Here is a 19,699-nt window from a genome sequence, read left to right as displayed (position 1 = left end):
GACAGGGGCGCGGTCTCGCGCGCACAGGACATCAACCACGGGGAGGACATCATGCTGCAGAGCGCACCGCGCCGGCTGGAAAGTTACGTCTCGGGCGCATGGCGCGCGGGCGCGGGCGAGGGGCAGGAACTGCTTGACGCCGCGACCGGGGCGCCCGTCGCGCGCATCGGGGCCGACGGGCTCGACCGTGCCGAGGCGCTGGCCCACGCCCGCGAGGTCGGTGGACCGGCGCTGCGGCGCATGACGGTCCACCAGCGCGCGCTGATGCTCAAGCGGATCGGCCTCGCGCTGATGGAGCTGAAGGAAGAGTTCTACCGCGAGAACTACCGCACCGGCGCCACGCGCAAGGACGGCTGGATCGACATTGAGGGCGGGATCGGCACGATGCTCACCTTCGCGAGCCGCGCCCGCCGTGAACTGCCGAACGCACACGTGATCCCCGAGGGGCCGGTGGAGCCGCTCTCGGCCGATCACACCTTCTCGGCCCAGCACGTTCTGACCCCGCGCCTTGGCGTGGCGGTGCATATCAACGCCTTCAATTTCCCCGTCTGGGGGATGCTGGAAAAGATCGCGCCCGCGCTGATCGCGGGAATGCCGTGCCTTGTGAAGCCCGCCTCGCAGACCGCCTACCTGACCGAGCTGGTCGTGCGCCGGATACTCGAGATGGAGGTGCTGCCCGAAGGTGCTCTGCAGCTGCTTTGCGGATCGGCCGGCGATCTTCTCGATCACGTGGAAGAACAGGACGTGGTGACCTTCACGGGCTCGGCGGCCACGGGGCGCAAGCTGCGCGTTCATCCCGCAATCGTCGAGCATTCCGTCCCGTTCACCATGGAGGCCGACAGTCTCAATTGCTCGATCCTGGGCGCGGATGCAGGGCCCGACACGCCCGAGTTCGACCTTTTCGTGCGCGAGGCCGTGCGCGAGATGACCGCCAAGGCCGGGCAAAAGTGCACCGCGATCCGCCGTCTGCTGGTGCCCGACGCCTACGCTGATGCGGCGAGCGAGGCGATCTCGGCGCGGCTTGCGCAGGTCGCCGTGGGGCTGCCCGACGACGACGCGACCCGTATGGGCGCGCTGGTCAGCCGGGGCGAGCGTGACGCTGTCCGCGCCAGGATCGCCGAACTGGCCGCCGAGGCCGAGATCGTCGCGGGTGACCCGGACGACGTACGCCTTGCCTCGGGCGATCCCGAGCAGGGCGCCTTCCTGAACCCGGTGCTGCTGCGTTGCGGCAACCCCGCCACCGCCCGCGCCGTGCACGAGGTCGAGGCCTTCGGCCCGGTGGCGACGCTCATGTCCTATGCCGATGGGGGCGAGGCCGTGAAACTGGCACGGATGGGGCGTGGCTCGCTCTGCTCGTCGCTCTTCACCAATGACCCGAACGTGGCCGCGGAGGTGGTGAGCGGCGTGGCGCCGTTCCATGGCCGGGTGCTGATCGGCAGCCGGACATCGGCGAAGTCCTCGACCGGGCACGGCTCGCCCCTCGCGCCACTGGTGCACGGCGGTCCGGGGCGCGCGGGCGGCGGCGAGGAGATGGGCGGCATGCGCGGCGTGCGCCACTTCATGATGCGCACGGCGGTGCAGGGCGCGCCGGGGCTGCTCGCGGCGGTGACCGGAACGTGGTCCGACGGCGCTCCGGCCGATCGCGAGGTGCATCCCTTCCGCAAGTCGCTGGCCGAACTGGAACTGGGCGACCAGATCCTCACCGAGGCACGCGAGATCACCGAGGCCGATACCGAGCACTTCGCCGATTTCACCGGCGACACGTTCTACGCCCACATGGACGAGGCCGCCGCCCGCGCGAACCCGTTCTTCGAGGGGCGCGTGGCGCACGGCTACCTGATCGTGTCCTTCGCGGCCGGCCTCTTCGTGTCACCCGAGCCGGGGCCCGTGCTGGCCAACTACGGCATCGACAACCTGCGTTTCCTCACGCCGGTCTACTTCGGGGACTCGCTGCGGGTGCGACTGACCTGCAAGGAGATCAATCCGCGCGAGGAGGCCGAGCACGGGGAGGTGCGCTGGGATTGCCAGGTGACGAACCAGCATGACGAGATCGTCGCTCAGTACGATGTGCTGACGATGGTGGCGAAGTCCTGGCCCTGAAACACACGGTCCCGACCAGGAGCAAAAATCTTAAGTAAGATTTTGCCCCGCTCTGGCCGCGACAGTCTCGCCATGGCACGGCGGCCCGGAGCCCGGGCCGCCGCTTCTTGCAGGATCAGATGAACACGAAATCCGCCACCGTCAGATCGATGGACGAGACGCCCGCAAGGGCGATGAACTGGCCGTCGTAGTTCAGCACCGCCGCATCGAGCCCGCTCTCGAGCGTGACGTCGTAGATATCGAGCGTATCGACCTTGCCCTCGAGCCCCGTGCCGGGCGCGTTGGTGACCCCGCTCAGGCGCAGGGTGTCGATGCCCACGGTGAAGTCCTCGACGATATCGACCGCCCCGGCGTCGCCGCCGTTCCAGATGAACACATCGGCGCCCGAGCCGCCGCTCAGCAGGTCATCGCCGCCTCCGCCATTGATCCGGTCGTCACCGCTGCCGCCCTCGATCGTGTCGTTGCGACCACCGCCGGCAAGGAAGTCGTTGCCCAGGCCGCCGTCCACCACGTCGTCGCCTTCACCGCCACCGATCGCATCGTCGCCTGCGCCGCCCGCGATCACGTCGCGCCCGGTGCCGCCGCCAAGCGAGTCGTCACCTTCGCCGCCAGTGATGGAGTCGTCGGCGTAGGAGCCGCCCATGGTGTCCCCACCGTCTCCGCCCGCGATGGTGTCGTTGCCTGCGCCGCCCGCAACCACGTCATCGCCGGTGCCGGCCGAGATGCTGTCCGCACCGCCTCCGCCGCCCAGTGTGTCCTGACCGGCCTCGCCGTTCAACACGTCGTCGCCGGTGCCGCCGCCGATGAAGTCGTTGCCCAGTCCGCCCCAGACCTCGTCGTTCCCGACCGAGGCCGCGATGTTGTCGTCGCCGGCGCCACCATCGAGCGTGTCGTTGCCGCTGCCACCGAGAAGGCCGTCATCGCCATCGCCGCCCATGAGGTAGTCATTGCCGTCGCCGCCTTCGATACGGTCGTCGCCGCCCCGGCCTTCGATGGTGTCCGCGTTGGCCGTGCCGGTGAGGACGTCGGACCCCTCGGTCCCGGTGCCGCCCATCACGTCGACGGAAACAGCGTAGTCGCCGGACCGGCCGAAGTACGAGTCGGTGCCGACCCGCAAGTAGTAGGTCCCGGTTTCCTCCGGCGCGAATTCGAAGGCGAGAGCAGGTTCTTCAGCCGTGTCGGAGCGAAGTACGGTGCCATTCGCGGACAGGACCGCGAAAGCGGAGCGTTCGATCGGATCGCCCGTCGCCGCGGCTTCGAGCGACAGACCATAGAGTGTGCCGGCCTCAAGCTGCACCGCGATCATGTCCTCATCGGTGTCGTAGTCGAGGGTGCTTTCCAGAGACCCTCCCATGGCGACCGAAGTCGCGGTGCCCGTGCCGCCGGAAATCTCCTGCTGAAGGGTCAGCCGATAGGCGCCGTCTGAAATGCCGCGCGGGTTTGCTGTGATGAAGAAATCGCCGTCCGTCCCGGGCTCGTGGGTCAGGGTGGCGACGTACTCGTCATCAGTGTCGGAGCGGGTGATCTCGGTTCCGGTCTCGTCGGACAGAAAGACCCTGTTGTGACCGAGGCTGTCAGGGCCGACGTCTCCGGTCATTCGGACAACATAGTTGTATCCGCTTTCCAGCCTCGTGCCGAACACGTCGAGATCACCACCATAATCGATCGCGCTGCTTACGGAACTGTCGACTTCGATGACCTCCGGGGTGGCAAAAGTGTTGGAGATCTCTTGGTTTGCAGTAATCCTGTATCCACCGGTCTCGGTGTAATCCGGGTCTGCAGCGATAAAGATCGTTTCGTCGATCTCCGGGGTGTAGACTATGCGAGCCGTCTGGTCGCCGTTTCCGGACTCGCCGATATAATTCTGTTCGCTACCATAGATTTCCAGGCGGCTTTCGCGCGCCAGGCCGCTTCCTGTGGCGGTCATTTCGAAGAAATAACTGGACCCTTCTTCAACGTCGACCCGGAATACGTCTTGGTCATAACGGTAGTCAATTGCACTGGTCACGCTGCTACCCGGCGCAAGCGTCGTTGTAGAGGACACGCTGTTAGATATTTCCGAAAAGGGTGTGATGACGTAATTTCCGAGCGCCGGATTCCTCCAGCTCAGTTCGTCCGGAGCTGTGGAGAGGTAGTATGTGCTGTCTGTGCTCGGAGACACGCTGACACGCGACACTGCGGCTTCAAGACCGGTTGCGATCAGTACCCCATCCGAGTTGCGCAGCTCCAAGGCGCTCTCTTCCAGGCTGTTCGCGCTTCCGTCACCATTGAGGTGGAAATAATACCCGGTACCCCCGGTCAGATCGATGCGCACCCAGTCGGATTCGTATGCTGAATCGACGGTGCCGCGAAACTGGTCGTTTATGCCGATTGAATATGTTGTGCTGGTATTCGAAGGCGCTTCGGTCGACTCGTAAACGTTTGACATTTTTATTCCATATTTCCGGTGCGTCCCGCGTCAATCACGGGATTGGGAGGTATGCACGGAAAATATTATCGGTCAACTTGAGGGTGGAAATATTTGCGGCGCCACAGTCTCATTTGCCACGGCAACCTTAACGAATTCTTAACCTTTGCCCCGGGAATTCGATCCCGTGGACTCCATATATATATCCCGTTCCGGATATGAAGTCCGGCAGATCGCTTATTTCAGTCCTGCCACGCCGTCCAGCATCAGGCCGGTTGCGATCTCGGCGTATGCCTCGCGGGTTAGAGCGCCGTCGTCGCGGAACCACATGTAGACCCAGTTGAGCATCCCGAAGAGCGACATGGTTACCGGCATCAGCAGGGCCGGTTCGCCCGAGGCGAGGTCTGGCCGAAGGGTCACGAAGACTGCCGACACCCGCCGCACGATGCGCCGCTCGAGGGTACGGATCGCGGCGCGCTCCGCCTCGGGGAGGGCGTCGGCGGCGTTGAGCTGCACCTTGTGGAAGTCGTCCGCGCCCCGGTAGCTCTCGAGCACGGTGCCCACCAGCCGCCGCAGCCGGGCACGCGGTTCGAGCAGCGGGTCGTCGGCCTCTTCGAGCGCGGCGTCCAGGGCCTCGAGGTGGGTGGCGATGATCGCGAAGATCAGCGCGTCCTTGGACGGGTAGTAGTGGTAGAGCAGGGACTTGGACACGCCCGCCGCCGCCGCGATCTGAGACATCGACGCGCGCTCCATACCCTGCGTGGCAAAGACCTGCGCGGCCTCCACCAGCAGGATGTGGCGCTTTTCCTCGAAGTCGCGGGCGCGCGGCCGGGCCATCTCAGCCGCGGGTCCGGTTGTCGACCACGCGCTTCGCCTTGCCCTCGGACCGGGCGATTGCGCTGGGATCGTGGACCTCGACCTTGGCGGTGACGCCCACCACGGACTTCACGTGATGCGCAAGGTCGCGCGACTGCGCGGCGCGCGCCTCGGCGCCGGCATGGCTCTCGGCGGCCTCGGCGTGGACGATCATCGCGTCCATGCGGTCGACCGAGATCAGCTCTATCTGGAAGTGCGGGGCGAGGCCCGCGCATTTCAGCAGCTGTTCCTCGATCTGCGTCGGGAACACGTTGACGCCGCGCAGGATGATCATGTCGTCCGAGCGCCCGGTGATCTTCTCCATCCGTCGCATCGACCGCGCCGTGCCCGGGTGCAGGCGGGTGAGGTCGCGTGTGCGGTAGCGGATGATCGGCAGCCCCTCTTTGGTGAGCGTGGTGAACACCAACTCGCCCATCTCGCCGTCGGGCAGCACCTCGCCGGTCTCGGGATCGATCACCTCGGGGTAGAAGTGATCCTCCCAGATGTGCAGGCCGTCCTTGGTCTCGACGCACTCGTTCGCGACACCGGGGCCCATGACCTCGGACAGGCCGTAGATGTCCACGGCGTGCATGTCGAAAGCCTCCTCGATCTCGCGGCGCATGGCGTTGCTCCACGGCTCGGCCCCGAAGATGCCGACCTTGAGCGAGCTCTCGCGCGGGTCGCGTCCCTGCCGGCGGAACTCGTCGAGGATCGAGAGCATGTAGGAGGGCGTGACCATGATGATGTCGGGACGGAAGTCCGAGATCAGCGTCACCTGCCGCTCGGTCATGCCGCCCGAAACCGGCACCACCGTGCAGCCCAGCCGCTCGGCCCCGTAATGCGCGCCGAGCCCGCCGGTGAAGAGGCCGTAGCCGTATGCCACGTGACAGATGTCGCCCGCACGCCCGCCCGACGCGCGGATCGAGCGCGCGACCATGTCCGCCCACATGTCCACGTCGTTCTGGGTGTAGCCGACCACGGTGGGCTTGCCGGTGGTGCCCGACGAGGCATGGATGCGCGCGATGCGCTCACGCGGGACGGCGAACATGCCGAACGGGTAGGTGTCGCGCAGGTCCTGCTTGGTGGTGAAGGGGAACTTCGCGAGATCGGCGAGCGAGGTCAGGTCGTCCGGATGCACGCCTGCCGAGTCAAATCGCTCGCGGTAGAACGGGGCGTTGTCGTAGGCGTGGCGCAGCGACCATTTCATCCGCTCCAGCTGGAGCGCGGCGATCTCGTCGCGGCTCGCGGTCTCGATCGGGTCGAGGATCGCGCCGTCCGGGGTCAGGTCCTTCATGTCGTCTCCTCCCTTGGGCCGCGGCCTTACGGCGCGGCGAGTATCTGTCGGTCGAGGGTCCGCGACTGCCCGCGGAACGCCGCGATGGCGGTTCCGTCCTCCCGGGTCACGGTCACGTCGTAGAGCCCTGTCCGGCCCGTGCGGGCCACCTCGCGCGCGGTGGCGGTCAGCGTGTCTCCGACCGCGCCGGGCGCGAGGTAGGTGATGCTGTTCGACTGCGCCACGGTCACCTTGCCGTAGCTGTTGCAGGCGAAGGCGAAGGCGCTGTCGGCCAGCGTGAAGATGTAGCCGCCGTGGCAGATTTCCCAGCCGTTCGCCATGTCCTCGGTGACCGGCATTGTCAGCGTGGCGGTGCCGGGGCCGACGGCGACGATCTCCATGCCGAGCGCTTGGCTGGCACGGTCGGTCGACCACATCCGGTCGGCGCAGGCGCGGGCGAGCGCCTCGGGCGTCATGGCCTCGGAGCTCATGAGCCGGTGAAGCGCGGAGGGCGTTTCTCGAGGAAGGCGGTCACGCCTTCGGCGTAGTCGGACGAATGGCCGGCCGCGCGCTGCGCGTCCCGCTCGGCGTCGAGCTGTGCGTCGATGTCGCGGCTGGCGGCGTCCTGGATCAGGTGCTTGGTCAGTCCGAGGCCGCGTGTCGGGCCGGCAGCGAGCCGCAGCGCAAGGGCGCGGGCCTCGTCCATCAGCGCCTCGTCGTCGACCGCACGCCAGATCAGCCCCCAGGAGGCGGCATCGTCGGCGCTGACCGGCTCGCCGGTCAGGGCGAGCGCCTTGGCGCGCGCCTCTCCGAGGATGCGCGGCAAAAGCCATGTCCCGCCGGCATCCGGAACCAGACCGATACGCGCAAAGGCCTCGATGAATCGCGCCGACCGGGCGGCGAGGACGATGTCGCAGGCGAACGCCACGTTCGCACCGGCGCCGGCCGCGACGCCGTTCACCGCGCAAACCACGGGCTTGGGCAGGGCGCGCAGGCGGCGCACCAGCGGGTTGTAGTAGGTTTCGAGCGTCACGCTCAGATCGGGCGGGGCGTCCCATGTCCGGGGGTCGCGGTCGCCCAGGTCCTGGCCCGCGCAGAAGCCACGCCCCGCCCCGGTCAGCAGGACGGCGCGCACGGTGGCGTCGTCCTCGGCGCGGCCCAGCGCTTGAGCGAGGGCGTGGTGCAGGTCCGCGTTGAAAGCGTTGAGCTTGTCCGGACGGTTGAGCGTCAGGGTGAGCACGCCGTCGGCGCACTCCACCAGCAGGGGTGTCTCGGTCATGTCTCCTCCCACGCCGTCCGGGACCGTCCGTCGGCACAATCGTTAAAGTAAGATAAACCGTCCGGTCGGTCAATTAACTCCGGGCCGCGGGGCGACGCCGGGGCGGGCTTGCATGGATGGACGATTCCGCTTTTGATCGCGCCGGACCACGCAGAGGGGAGACTGTCGTGCGTATCTGCGGAATTCTTGCGGTATCGGTGGCGCTTGGCAGCGCGGCGATGGCGGGCGGCCTCGACCTGCCGGAGCCGCTGACCGATGCCGATTTCGCGCCGGTGGACCCTGCCGAAGCGGCACTGGGTCAGTTGCTGTTCTACGACCCAATCCTGTCGGGCAACCGCACCATTTCCTGCGCCACGTGCCACCACCCGAAGTTCGCGACCGGCGACGGCGTGTCGCTGGGACTGGGCGAGGGGGGCGTGGGCCTCGGTCCCGACCGCCGTGCCGATCCCGACAATCCGCCCGAGGCGCTGGTGCCGCGCAACGCGCCGCCGCTCTTCAACATGGGCGCGCACGCGGTCACGGTGCTGTTTGCCGACGGACGCATCGAGGTGGACCGGACGCGGCCATCGGGCTTTCGTACGCCGATGGAGGACGAGATGGTCGCGGGCTTCGACAGTCTGCTGTCGGCGCAGACCATGTTCCCCGTTCTCAGCGACGACGAGATGGCCGGCCACTACTCCGAGAACGACGTGAGCCGCGCCGTGCGCCGCGGCCTCATCACCGGACCCGACGGCGCGTGGGATATCCTGTCGCGCCGGGTGGCGGAGATCCCGGCCTATGCCGAGGGGTTCGAGGCGGTCTATCCCGAGATCGCAGCGGGCCGGGACATCGGCTTCACCGACATTTCGAACGCCATCGCCGCCTTCGTCGCCGCCGAGTGGCGGTCGGACACCGCACCGTTCGACGCCGTCCTGCGCGGCGAAGCGACGTTCGAAGGGGCGGCCGCACGCGGCGCCGCGCTGTTTTACGGCGAGGCGGGCTGCGCGACATGCCATTCCGGGCCGCTGCTCTCGGATTTCGACTTCCATTCCATGGGGGCACCGCAGCTCGGGCCGGGAAAGGCACTGTCGTTCGAGAGCCATGTCCGCGACGAGGGCCGGTTCCGGGTGACCGGCCGCACCGACGACGCCTATGCCTTCCGCACGCCGCCCCTTCGCAACGTCGCGGAGACGGGGCCGTGGGGCCATGCAGGGGGCCACGACGACCTGGCCGGATTCGTGCGCGATCACGCCGACCCCGAGGCGGTGCCGGCCTACGCCGCCGTTCTTCCGCGGGACGTGCCGGAGGCCGACAAGCTCTGGCGGGTGCGCGACGACGTGGCGGAGCGGGGCCGAATATCCGAGGCGGCTCAGGGGGCAGGGCGGAGCCTGTCCGAGACCGAGGTTGCCGACATCGTCACCTTCCTCGAGACGCTGACCGATGCGGCAGTGCTGAAGGGGCGGATGGGCATTCCGGAGACGGTGCCGAGCGGGCTGCCGGTCGACCGGTAGGCGCCCGCGTTCCTTGAGCGTGGTGGCAGGCCGGCATTCCCGAGGCAATGCTGGCCGACCGGTGTCACAGCAGGGGACAGCCGACGAGCGCGAAGAATTCGATGAGACCATCTGGCCTGCGCGTCCGCGAGCACCGAGCGCCGGTCGACGACACGGAGGCTCGGGATTCGCGCGGTCGAAGCCATGCGCTCAGGCCCGTCCGCGCATCCTCTGTTCGACCGCCATGGCGTGGCGCATCCCGAGATCCGAAATCTCGCGCATCAGCCGCTCGCGCTCCGCCGGGTCGGTGGCGGCGTCGCGGGCGGCGCGGGCCTCCTGCAATTCACGGCGCAGGCGCAACTCTTCGGGGACGGCGCCGGCCTCGGCCATGATGCGGTAGCCGAAGAGCGTGACGGCGTCATTGGGACCGCCTATGTCCTCTGCCGGCAGCGGCTTGCCCGCGCCGGGAAGGTTGTCGAACGCACCGTCTTCCATCGCGTCCTGGATGCGGCGTTCGGTCAGAAGCGGAAAAAGCGCCATGTGTCGGACCTTCGTGATGTCCGGCCGATCCTGCGGCGCCCGCGCCCGCGGCGCAAGCTTCGGCAACTGGTCAACGCGTCAGGACCGGCGCCTGGCCGACCATGGTATCGTCGGTGGCCGCCTTGACCAGAAAATCGGCAACGTCGCCGCGGCTGATGATCCCCATCCGCCAGTCCTTGGGATCGGTGAGCACCTTGTAGGTCCCGGTGCGCTTGCCGTTCGTGAGGATCACCGGCCGCGCGAAGGTCCAACGCAGCGCACTGGAGCGGATGATCGCCTCCTGCCGCGTCTTGTCCTTGTAGGGTTCGCCCAGCAGGAACGAGTGGCCGGCCTTTTCGACCCAGCTCAGCGCCTCGATGCTCTCTGAGGTGCCGATGCCGGTCAGGCAGACCAGCCTGTCGGGGCCGTGCTGCTCCATCGCCGGGACCAGCGCCTTGGTCGCATCCGAGAAGAGCGTGACCTTCTTCCAGATCATCGACACGCTCTCCTTGATCCCGAGCGTCAGGATCACCGCATCGACGCCGTCGAGCGCGCGGGTCAGGTCGTCGCGGTCGGTGGCGTCTCCCTGCACCGCCTCGAAGGAGTCGTTCTCGATTTCGATCTTCGAACGGGCAAAGCCGCGCATGCGGTGGCCGAGGTCCAGACCGCGCTTGACTGTCTCCAGCCCGATGCCGCGGCTCGCGCCGATCACAAGAATATGGGCCATGAAGGTCTCCGTTTGTCCGAGCGCGCCCGAAGGCGCTTCGAGGGGCAACGACGCGGGCCGCGGTAGGGGTCCCGTCCGGTCTTGCGCCACGCTGTCGCGGGGACAGGGAAGGTGCCCTCCGTGCACGGCACTGCACGCGGCGGCGCCGTGCTTGGCCTTGTTGGCTGAACCAGGGGCAAACGTGGTCTGCCCGGTGGCGCGCCTCCGAGAGCCTGATGCGCGACCCTCTCCAGCCATCCGCCTTGCGCGCAGTCGCCGCGCGCCCCGCCGCCGCATCGCGGGCCCGTCGCTTGACCCCGGCGGGCGCTGCGTCCACTTATCGGCCCGGTCCGGGCGCGCCGCCCGTGCGCCCCTGATTTTCCCCGGAAGGGAACCGCTCATGGCCCGTCGCACTGTCCCCTTCGCCCGCTTCGAGTGGATGATCGCCTGGCGCTACCTTCGCGCCAAGCGCGCGGAGGGCGGTGTGTCGGTGATGACCTGGATCAGCCTGATCGGCATCACGCTCGCGGTCTTCGCGCTGATCGCCACGCTGGCCGTGCGGTCCGGCTTCCGCACCGAGTTCGTGGACACGATACTGGGCGCGAATGCCCACGTTACTGTCTACTCGGGCGGCGTCGAGGATGCCGAGACCGGCATCGTCGACCGCAGCCTGCCGGACTACACCGCGATGGCCGAGCGCGTGCGCGAGGTCGATGGCGTGACCCGCGTGGCGCCTCTGGTGAAGGGGCAGGTCATGGCCACCGCCAACGGCCGCAATACCGGGCTCGAGGTCTTCGGCATCGCGCAGGCGGATCTCGAGACCATCCCGCGCATCGCCGATCCCGAGACCGCGCGCGGCGACATCGACAGTTTCGCCGAGGGCATCGCCATCGGCTCGGGCGTCGCGCGCGAGCTGAACGTCGGTCTCGGCGACCAGGTGCGGCTGATCTCGCCCGACGGGGTGAAGACGGCCTTCGGCACCTCGCCGCGGGTGAAGGCCTACGACGTGGTCTACATCTTCACCGCCGGGCGCTACGACATCGACCGCACTCGCGCCTACATGCCGTTCGAGGAGGCGCAGCTCTACTTCAACCGGGACGATGCAGCCGACGAGCTGGAGGTCATGGTCGAGGACCCCGAGGAGGTCGACGGTATCGTGCCCTCGGTGCTGCGCGCGGCGGAGGGGCCGAACACCTATGCCTGGACCTGGCAGGACGCGAGCGGCGGGTTCCTCCGAGCGCTCGAGATCGAGGACAACGTGATGTTCGTCATCCTGTCGGTGCTGGTGCTGATCGCTGCGATGAACATCGTCTCGGGTCTCATCATGCTGGTGAAGAACAAGGGCCGCGACATCGGCATCCTGCGCACGATGGGCCTTACCGAGGGCGCGGTGCTGCGCATCTTCTTCATCTGCGGTGCCTTCACCGGCGTGATCGGCACGGTGATGGGCGTGGTGCTGGGCTGCCTCTTCGCGATCTACATCGACCCGATCTTCTCGTTCGTGAACTACGTCGCGGGCGGCGGCGTCTGGGACCCGTCGGTGCGGGGTATCTACGCGCTCCCGGCCGAGCTGCAGCTGGGCGACGTGATCTCGGCGGTGGCGCTGTCGCTGGGGCTCTCGTTCGTCGTCACGATCTTTCCCGCGCGCCGGGCGGCGCGCATGAACCCGGTGGAGGCCCTGCGCTATGAGTGATCCCGTGCTGGAGCTGTCGGGCATCGAGAAGGGTTACAACCACGGCCAGCCAAACGAGATCCGCGTGCTGCGCGGCATCGACCTGAAGGTCGAGCCGGGCGAGGTCGTGGCGCTGGTCGCGCCTTCGGGCGCCGGCAAGTCGACGCTGCTGCATATCGCCGGGTTGCTCGACACGCCCGATCACGGCCTCGTCCGGATCGCCGGCGAGGACATGACCGGCCGGCCCGACCGGCGCCGGACCGCGGTGCGCCGGGATTCGGTGGGCTTCGTCTACCAGTTCCATCACCTGTTGCCGGAGTTTTCGGCGCTGGAGAACGTGGTGCTGCCGCAGCTCGCGAACGGTGCGAGCCAGTCCGAGGCCGAGGCGCGGGCGCGGACCCTTCTCGACAGCGTCGGCGTGGCGGACCGGGCCGAGCATCGCCCCGCGGCGCTTTCGGGCGGCGAGCAGCAGCGCGTGGCGTTCTGCCGGGCGATGGCGAACGCGCCGAAGCTTCTCCTGGCCGACGAACCCACGGGCAACCTCGACCCCGAAACCTCGGACCGGGTGTTCGGCGCGCTCCTGACGCTCGTGCGCGAAACCGGGCTCGGGGCTCTGGTCGCGACGCACAACCTTGCGCTCGCGGCGCGGATGGACCGGCAGGTCACGCTGGATCAGGGCGCGCTGACGGCGTGAGGCGCGGTCCCGCGCTCAGGCCCGCTGGGTGATCCAGACGCCCAGGGCCATGACCGCGATGCCGGTGGCGCGCGTCGCGGTCAGCGCTTCCTGCCGTGCACCGAAAAGACCGAACTGGTCGATGGCGGCCGAACTGACCAGCTGTCCGATCAGCACGAAGAACACCGCGTTCCCGACCCCGAAGCTGGGCGCGATATAGGTCACCGACAGCACGTAGAACGCGACGAGCAACCCGCCGAGGAACAGGTGCCGGGGCTGTCCCTGCGCGCGCATCAGCGCGGCGGGGCCGAGCGTGACACACACGGCAAGCGCGGCCAGAAGCGCAACCATGAACAGGATTACCGCGGCCGCAGCCGGAGAGCCCATCCGGACGCCGAGTTGTGCATTGAGCGCCGCGAGAAGCGGAATACCGATCCCGGCGGCGAACATGATTGCGGCGGACAGGGGCATGGCGGTCTCCGTACCGAGGGGGTTTCGGCGCGAGCCTAAGCGAGACCGGCGGGAAAGTGCACCGGGCGCGAAGGCGCTGGCCGCGACAGGGCAGGTGTGCGCCGGACGGGCCAGCCAGGGACGCGCGGCGCGATTGGACGGCGTGGAACGACCGCGGGCCGGTTCGCGCCGAGGCGGTCGATTTCCGGGAATGCGGACTTGCGGGGTCCGCTGACCACGGGCACACAGACACGTGAGCGTGAAGTTTCAATCCCGGAGGCGTGACATGTTTCGTATTTCCGCAGTTTTCCTGATCGTTGCCGCGGTGGCCGGGTGCGACGAGACCCGGGGTCCGCAGAGCGCCGACTTGGCCGGCATGCCGGATGCATCCGAGGGGCGCGCGCTCTTCATGGATTATTGCTCGGCTTGCCACGGAGAGGATGCGACCGGCAACGGACCGCTCGCCCGGCAGAACCGTCGCGCGCCGGCGGACCTCACGCTGATCTCCCTGCGCCACGGAGACAGCTTCCCGCGCGCCAAGGTGCTTTCGACGGTGGACGGCTACGCGCGCTCGGACCTGTCCGGCCCCGCCATGCCCGAGTTCGGAGAACTTCTGTCGGGCGACCTCGTGCCCTACGACAGCGGCGACGGTACCGCGACGCCCACGCCGCGCAAGCTGGTGGCGCTGGTCGAGTACCTCGAGACCGTGCAAAAGACCCGGTGAGCGCCGCGCCGCTTGCCATCGCGGGGCAGGGGCGGGCACAAGGGAGGCGTCGTCCGACCGGAGCCCGTGCCATGCGCCGAACCCTGCCCCTGTTCCCGAGCCTCTGCGTCGGCACGCTCGTCCTCGCGGGGGCGTGCGTGCAGTTCCCCGAGATCGAGGCTGCCGAAAGCGCCGACGTGGCGCGCGCGGCCTATCCCGACCTCGTCCCGATCGAAACGCTGCTGGCCAGCACCCCGGCCCGGGCGACGCCGGAGATGCGCGGCGCGGTCGAAAGCCGGGCCGACGCGCTCCGTCGCCGTGCCGCCGGTCTCGACGGTCCGGTGATCGACGACGCGACCCGCGCCCGGCTCGACCGGGGTATCGACCGCGACATCGGCGACCCGTAGGAGGACCCGTCCGGAGGTGAGGCCCGCGCGGCTGGACGCTCGGGCATCGAGCTATCGGACGATGCGCAACACCCCGACACGCGGCCGACTGCGTCGAAGCAAGGAAACGGGTGCCGACCCGCGTCCGCGGCGACGAGGTGTCCATCGGTGGATCGCGGTCTCGGCGTCCGCTACCGTCCCAAAGGGCGTGGGCCATGGCCCTCCCTGCCGGAATCGACGCGAACGAGGCGGAGGCTCTTCCGAGCTCAAAGCCGGCGTATCGACCGCGGCCACGCCCCTGACCGACCGCCGGTGCACACCATCACCCGGACACCGCGTCCTCCCCGCCGCATCGCCAAGGCGACATGACGCGCGCGATGCGCCGCCGTTGCAGCGGCCTCGTTCTGGCGCTAGGAGGCCCGCGACCGTCCTGCCCGCGCGTGCGGGCCGCGCCAACGGCCCCGGGGCCGCATTGATCGAAGGAGCCATGCCATGACCACTCCCCTCCGCCTCGGCATCGCGGGGCTCGGCACCGTCGGTGCGGGCGTGGTGAAGATCGTCCGCCAGAAGGCCGCGCTGCTCTCCGAGCGCACCGGCCGCGACATCCAGGTGTCCGCCGTATCGGCGCGCCACCGCGACAAGGATCGCGGCGTGTCGCTCGCCGACTATGCCTGGGAGGACGATCCCGTGGCGCTGGCCACCCGCGACGACGTGGACGTGTTCGTCGAACTGATGGGCGGCTCGGACGGCCCGGCCAAGGCCGCGACCACCGCGGCGCTCGAGGCGGGCAAGGACGTGGTCACCGCGAACAAGGCGATGCTGGCGCATCACGGGCAGGCGCTGGCCGAACTGGCCGAGGCGCGCGGCGCGATCCTGCGCTTCGAGGCGGCCGTGGCGGGGGGCATCCCCGTCATCAAGGCGCTGACCGAGGGCCTTGCCGGCAACGAGATCACGCGGGTCATGGGCGTGATGAACGGCACCTGCAACTACATCCTCACGCGGATGGAGACCGGCGGGCTGACTTACCAGGACGCCTTCGACGAGGCTGACGCGCTCGGATATCTCGAGGCCGACCCCGAACTCGACGTGGGGGGCATCGACGCCGGGCACAAGCTGTCGCTGCTGTCGGCGATCGCCTACGGCACGCAGGTGAATTTCGATGCCGTGGAACTCGAGGGAATCGGCCGTGTGTCCATCGACGACATCCGCCAGGCCGCCGACATGGGCTACAAGATCAAGCTCCTGGGCGTCAGCCGGATGACCGGGCGGGGGCTCGAGCAGCGCATGGCGCCGTGCCTCGTGCCCGCGACCTCGCCGCTCGGGCAGCTCGACGGCGGCACCAACATGGTGGTGATCGAAGGCGACCAGGTGGGCCAGATCGTGATGCGCGGGGCCGGCGCGGGCGAGGGGCCGACGGCCTCGGCTGTGATGGGCGACGTCATGGACCTCGCGCGCGGCTTCCGCATCTCGACCTTCGGGCAGGCGGCCTCGTCGCTCAAGGTGGCGACCCCGGCGGCGGCAGCAACGCCCGCGGGATACTACCTGCGGATGTCGCTTGTGGATCGCCCCGGTGCGCTGGCCAAGGTCGCGGCGGCCCTGGGTGAATCGGGCATCTCGATCGCGCGGATGCGCCAGTACGGCCATGAGAAGGACACCGCCCCGGTGCTCATCGTGACCCACAAGGCGACGCGCGCGGCCCTGGACACCGCCATCGAGGCGATGCTCGCCACCGGCGTGGTGGATGGGGTGCCGGTCGTGCTTCGGATCGAACGTGTCTGAGATCCCCGCCGCGCTGGCCGTGGTCCTCCACGACGGCGCGGTGCTGTTGGTGCGGCGGCGCAACCGTCCCGATGCCGGGCTCTGGGGCTACCCGGGCGGCAAGATCGAGGCGGGCGAGGGCGTCGAGGACGCGGCCCGCCGGGAGCTTCTCGAAGAGACCGGGGTGACGGCGCGACCGCTGGCCCGGCTCGGCACGTTGGAGGTAGTGACGCCGCGCGAGACCTACCTGCTGCACGCGGTGCGCATGGGCTTCGAGCACGGCAAGGTGAGTGCCGGTGACGATGCCGAGGAGGCGCGCTGGTTCCCGCTTCTCCAGGTCATCGGCGGGTGGATCATGGCGAGCCGGGACGTCGATCGGATCGCGCTCCGGGCCGCGTCACAATCTTAATTAAGATTGTGACGCGCGGACGCGCGCCGGACGCGCAAAACTATAATTAAAGTTTTGCGCCGCCGCTCCCACGCCGCGGTCGGCTTGCCTTGTGTGCGCGCAAGCGGCTAGACGGGTCCCCGACACCGCATTGATTTGACCAAAGACCGGAGCACACGCATGGCCGCCCCCACGGATTTCAACGACAGGATGCTGTCCCTCGGCCTCGCCCGCGTGGCCGAGCAGGCGGCCATCGCGTCGGCCGAGCTGATCGGGCGCGGCGACGAGAAGGCGGCCGACCAGGCCGCCGTCAACGCCATGCGCGACCAGCTCAACCTTCTCGACATCGCCGGCACAGTGGTCATCGGCGAGGGCGAGCGCGACGAGGCGCCGATGCTCTTCATCGGCGAGGAAGTCGGCACCGGCAACGGGCCCGCCGTGGACATCGCGCTCGACCCGCTCGAGGGCACCACCCTTACCGCCAAGGACATGCCGAACGCGCTGACCGTGATTGCCATGGGCCCGCGCGGTTCGATGCTGCACGCGCCCGACGTCTACATGGAAAAGCTCGCCATCGGGCCGGGCTACGCCGATGGCATCGTTACCCTCGACATGAGCCCGCGCGATCGCGTGCTCGCCCTGGCCGAGGCCAAGGGCGCGGTTCCGGAAGAGATCACGGTCTGCATCCTCGAGCGGCCCCGCCACGAGGAGATGATCGCGGAGGTCCGAGCCACCGGCGCCGCGATCCGCCTGATCACCGATGGCGACGTGGCCGGCGTAATGCACGCCGCGGAGCCGGCCATCACCGGCATCGACATGTACATGGGCTCGGGCGGAGCGCCCGAGGGCGTGCTCGCGGCCTCGGCGCTCAAGTGCATGGGTGGCCAGATGTATGGCCGTCTGCTGTTCCGCAACGATGACGAGCGGGGCCGTGCGGCCAAGGCCGGGATCACGGATCTCGACCGCATCTACACCCGCGACGACATGGTCACCGACCATGTGATCTTCGCGGCGACCGGCGTGACCAGCGGCTCGCTGGTGCCGGGGATCAAGCGCGAGGTGGGTTACCTGACCACCGAGACGATCCTGATGCGCTCCAAGACCGGATCGGTTCGGCGGATGAACTACCGCAACCCCACGCGCTGAACGGCAAGGGGCGGCCGCCCGTCGCACGGGTGGCCCGATGAAACGATCGCGCAGCGCCCCCCCGGACCGGAGCGGGGCGCGCGCCCACCGCGCCGGCGGACGGCGCGCCACGGATTTTCATGAACCAACGGGAGAGGCAGACATGGTCGCGGACCGGCCGGACTCCTTTCTGGGCGTGGAGGCCTCGCTCTCGGGTCGGCGCTGGATCGGACCATCGCCCGAGGTTGCGCGTCAGGCCGAGGCCATCGGGCAGGCCACCGGCCTCTCGCCGAGCCTGTGCCAGACGCTGGCGCGGCTGGGCGTGCCGTGCGAGGGCGCGCTCGACTATCTCGAGCCGACGCTGAAGGCATTGCTGCCCGATCCGGCCTCCCTGCGCGACATGCACAAGGCCGCCGCGCGGGTCTGCCGCGCCGTGCGCGACCGCGAGCGCATCGCGATCTTCGCCGACTACGACGTCGACGGTGGCGCCTCCGCCGCGTTGCTGATCGACTGGCTGCGCCAGCAGGGCCGGGCGGCCACGCTCTACATTCCCGACCGCATCGACGAGGGCTACGGCCCCAACGAGCCTGCCATGGCCGAGCTTGCCCGCGGCCACGACCTGATCGTCTGCGTCGACTGCGGCACGCTCTCGCACGGTCCCATCGCCGCCGCCGCGGGCACCGACGTCGTCGTGCTGGACCACCACCTCGGCGGCGAGACGCTGCCCGATGCCCATGCCGTGGTGAACCCCAACCGGCAGGACGAGGACGGCAGCCTCGGGCATCTCTGCGCCGCGGCCGTGGTGTTCCTGATGCTGGTCGAGTGCGGCCGTCAGATGCGCGAGGCCGGCGCCGCGGGGCCGGACCTGATGCCGCTTCTCGATCTCGTGGCGCTGGCCACCGTGGCGGACGTGGCGCCGCTGATCGGGGTGAATCGCGCGCTCGTCCGCACCGGGCTGAAGGTCATGGCGCGGCGCGCCCGCCCCGGGCTGGTGGCGCTTGGCGACGCGGCGCGGCTCGACACGGCACCCACATCCTACCATCTGGGCTATGTCCTCGGGCCGCGCGTGAACGCGGGCGGGCGCATCGGCAAGGCCGATCTCGGCGCCCGTCTCCTGGCCGAGACCGATCCCCACACCGCCCGCGCGATGGCCGACCGGCTGGAGCAGCTCAACGTCGAGCGGCGCGAGGTCGAGGCGTCGGTGCGGGCCGCGGCACTCGCGCAGGCCGAGGAGCGCGGCCTCGACGCGCCCTTGGTCTGGGCCGCGGGTGAAGGGTGGCACCCGGGTGTCGTGGGCATCGTCGCCTCGCGCCTCAAGGAACTGACCAACCGTCCGAGTATCGTCATCGGCTTCGATGGCGACACCGGCAAGGGCTCGGGCCGCTCGGTCGCGGGCGTGGACCTCGGCGCGTCCATCCAGCGGCTGGCGGCCGAAGGCCTGCTGGAGAAGGGAGGGGGCCACCGCATGGCCGCCGGCCTGACGGTGGCGCGCGATAAGCTGGAGCCCGCCATGGCGCGGCTGAGCGAGCTTCTGGCGCGGCAGGGAGCCGGCACCGGCGGCGCCGCGGACCTGTGGCTCGACGGTCTGCTGATGCCCGGCGCTGCCTCGGTGGAGACGATCCAGGACCTCGACCGCGTCGGTCCCTTCGGGGCAGGGGCCCCGGCGCCGCGCTTTGTCTTCCCCGACATGCGGATCACCTTCGCCAAGCGCGTGGGCGAGGGACACCTGCGCCTGAGTTTCGGCGACGGCACCGGCCCGACCCTGTCGGGAATCGCCTTCGGCGCCTTCGACGGCCCGCTCGGCGGCGCACTGGCGGACCATCGCGGCGCGCGATTCCACCTCGCGGGACGGGTCGAGATCAACGACTGGCAGGGCCGGCGGAGCGTCCAGCTGCGCCTCGAGGATGCCGCGCCCGCATGACGTGCGGGAAAGGTG

General features: G+C 69.1%; 18 protein-coding genes. 10 read left to right on the top strand and 8 right to left on the bottom strand.

Features of this window, described 5'->3' with window-relative positions; translation table 11 throughout:
* The first annotated feature begins 51 nt into the window (after positions 1-51).
* Positions 52-2,100: a phenylacetic acid degradation bifunctional protein PaaZ gene (paaZ, locus tag BMX29_RS08925; protein ID WP_092812056.1), complete on the top strand. Its 2,049-nt coding sequence runs from the start codon at positions 52-54 to the stop codon at positions 2,098-2,100.
* 115 nt (positions 2,101-2,215) lie between these two features.
* Here paaZ and BMX29_RS19750 read toward each other — a convergent pair whose 3' ends face one another.
* The 5 genes from BMX29_RS19750 to paaG all read right to left on the bottom strand — a co-directional run bounded on the left by BMX29_RS19750 (position 2,216) and on the right by paaG (position 7,914).
* Positions 2,216-4,528 carry a calcium-binding protein gene (locus BMX29_RS19750; RefSeq protein WP_139196969.1) on the bottom strand — a complete coding sequence of 771 codons (2,313 nt, stop codon included), beginning with the start codon at positions 4,526-4,528 and terminating at the stop codon, positions 2,216-2,218.
* A 216-nt stretch (positions 4,529-4,744) separates the two neighbouring features.
* The gene (locus BMX29_RS08915; RefSeq protein WP_092812052.1) at positions 4,745-5,344 is read right to left on the bottom strand and encodes a TetR/AcrR family transcriptional regulator; all 600 of its coding nucleotides are present in this window, start codon (positions 5,342-5,344) and stop codon (positions 4,745-4,747) included.
* Between the two features lies 1 nt (position 5,345).
* The gene (gene paaK / locus BMX29_RS08910) at positions 5,346-6,656 is read right to left on the bottom strand and encodes a phenylacetate--CoA ligase PaaK (RefSeq protein ID WP_092812050.1); all 1,311 of its coding nucleotides are present in this window, start codon (positions 6,654-6,656) and stop codon (positions 5,346-5,348) included.
* Between the two features lie 26 nt (positions 6,657-6,682).
* Positions 6,683-7,111, bottom strand: a complete 429-nt coding sequence (paaI, locus tag BMX29_RS08905) for a hydroxyphenylacetyl-CoA thioesterase PaaI (RefSeq protein WP_043844709.1) — start codon at positions 7,109-7,111, stop codon at positions 6,683-6,685.
* A gap of 11 nt (positions 7,112-7,122) precedes the next feature.
* Positions 7,123-7,914: a 2-(1,2-epoxy-1,2-dihydrophenyl)acetyl-CoA isomerase PaaG gene (gene paaG / locus BMX29_RS08900; protein ID WP_092812048.1), complete on the bottom strand. Its 792-nt coding sequence runs from the start codon at positions 7,912-7,914 to the stop codon at positions 7,123-7,125.
* A 218-nt stretch (positions 7,915-8,132) separates the two neighbouring features.
* Here paaG and BMX29_RS08895 point away from each other — a divergent pair, with 218 nt between their 5' ends.
* Positions 8,133-9,404, top strand: a complete 1,272-nt coding sequence (locus tag BMX29_RS08895) for a cytochrome-c peroxidase (protein WP_092812359.1) — start codon at positions 8,133-8,135, stop codon at positions 9,402-9,404.
* A 189-nt stretch (positions 9,405-9,593) separates the two neighbouring features.
* On the opposite strand, the gene BMX29_RS08890 is transcribed toward BMX29_RS08895, so the two are convergent.
* Both BMX29_RS08890 and BMX29_RS08885 read right to left on the bottom strand, forming a co-directional pair.
* The gene (locus BMX29_RS08890; RefSeq protein WP_043844540.1) at positions 9,594-9,923 is read right to left on the bottom strand and encodes a DnaJ family domain-containing protein; all 330 of its coding nucleotides are present in this window, start codon (positions 9,921-9,923) and stop codon (positions 9,594-9,596) included.
* A 70-nt stretch (positions 9,924-9,993) separates the two neighbouring features.
* Positions 9,994-10,629 carry an NAD(P)-dependent oxidoreductase gene (locus tag BMX29_RS08885; RefSeq protein WP_092812046.1) on the bottom strand — a complete coding sequence of 212 codons (636 nt, stop codon included), beginning with the start codon at positions 10,627-10,629 and terminating at the stop codon, positions 9,994-9,996.
* A 379-nt stretch (positions 10,630-11,008) separates the two neighbouring features.
* Here BMX29_RS08885 and BMX29_RS08880 point away from each other — a divergent pair, with 379 nt between their 5' ends.
* Positions 11,009-12,301, top strand: a complete 1,293-nt coding sequence (locus tag BMX29_RS08880; protein WP_043844538.1) for a lipoprotein-releasing ABC transporter permease subunit — start codon at positions 11,009-11,011, stop codon at positions 12,299-12,301.
* Positions 12,294-12,974: an ABC transporter ATP-binding protein gene (locus BMX29_RS08875; RefSeq protein WP_092812044.1), complete on the top strand. Its 681-nt coding sequence runs from the start codon at positions 12,294-12,296 to the stop codon at positions 12,972-12,974. Before BMX29_RS08880 ends, BMX29_RS08875 begins: the two co-directional genes overlap by 8 nt.
* Before the next feature lie 15 nt (positions 12,975-12,989).
* Here BMX29_RS08875 and BMX29_RS08870 read toward each other — a convergent pair whose 3' ends face one another.
* The gene (locus BMX29_RS08870; protein WP_092812042.1) at positions 12,990-13,424 is read right to left on the bottom strand and encodes a DMT family transporter; all 435 of its coding nucleotides are present in this window, start codon (positions 13,422-13,424) and stop codon (positions 12,990-12,992) included.
* A gap of 265 nt (positions 13,425-13,689) precedes the next feature.
* On the opposite strand from BMX29_RS08870, the gene BMX29_RS08865 reads away from it, so the two are divergent.
* The 6 genes from BMX29_RS08865 (at position 13,690) to recJ (ending at position 19,684) form a co-directional block, all read left to right on the top strand.
* Complete coding sequence (locus BMX29_RS08865) at positions 13,690-14,127, top strand: c-type cytochrome (RefSeq protein ID WP_092812040.1); 438 nt, start codon at positions 13,690-13,692, stop codon at positions 14,125-14,127.
* 71 nt (positions 14,128-14,198) lie between these two features.
* Complete coding sequence (locus tag BMX29_RS08860) at positions 14,199-14,513, top strand: hypothetical protein (protein WP_092812038.1); 315 nt, start codon at positions 14,199-14,201, stop codon at positions 14,511-14,513.
* Between the two features lie 471 nt (positions 14,514-14,984).
* Positions 14,985-16,271, top strand: coding sequence for a homoserine dehydrogenase (locus BMX29_RS08855; RefSeq protein ID WP_092812036.1), 1,287 nt, complete (start codon positions 14,985-14,987; stop codon positions 16,269-16,271).
* Positions 16,264-16,659 carry an NUDIX hydrolase gene (locus BMX29_RS08850; RefSeq protein WP_244889198.1) on the top strand — a complete coding sequence of 132 codons (396 nt, stop codon included), beginning with the start codon at positions 16,264-16,266 and terminating at the stop codon, positions 16,657-16,659. Before BMX29_RS08855 ends, BMX29_RS08850 begins: the two co-directional genes overlap by 8 nt.
* 159 nt (positions 16,660-16,818) lie before the next feature.
* Entirely contained in the window at positions 16,819-17,784 is a 966-nt protein-coding gene (glpX, locus tag BMX29_RS08845; protein ID WP_043844532.1) for a class II fructose-bisphosphatase, read from the top strand.
* Between the two features lie 142 nt (positions 17,785-17,926).
* Complete coding sequence (gene recJ, locus BMX29_RS08840; protein WP_092812032.1) at positions 17,927-19,684, top strand: single-stranded-DNA-specific exonuclease RecJ; 1,758 nt, start codon at positions 17,927-17,929, stop codon at positions 19,682-19,684.
* Positions 19,685-19,699 lie beyond the last annotated feature (15 nt).

Source organism: Roseivivax marinus (assembly GCF_900109705.1).
GTDB classification, from domain to species: domain Bacteria; phylum Pseudomonadota; class Alphaproteobacteria; order Rhodobacterales; family Rhodobacteraceae; genus Roseivivax; species Roseivivax marinus.
The sequence above is the reverse complement of the archived record's forward strand: the minus strand, read 5'-3'. Positions and strand labels throughout refer to the sequence as shown.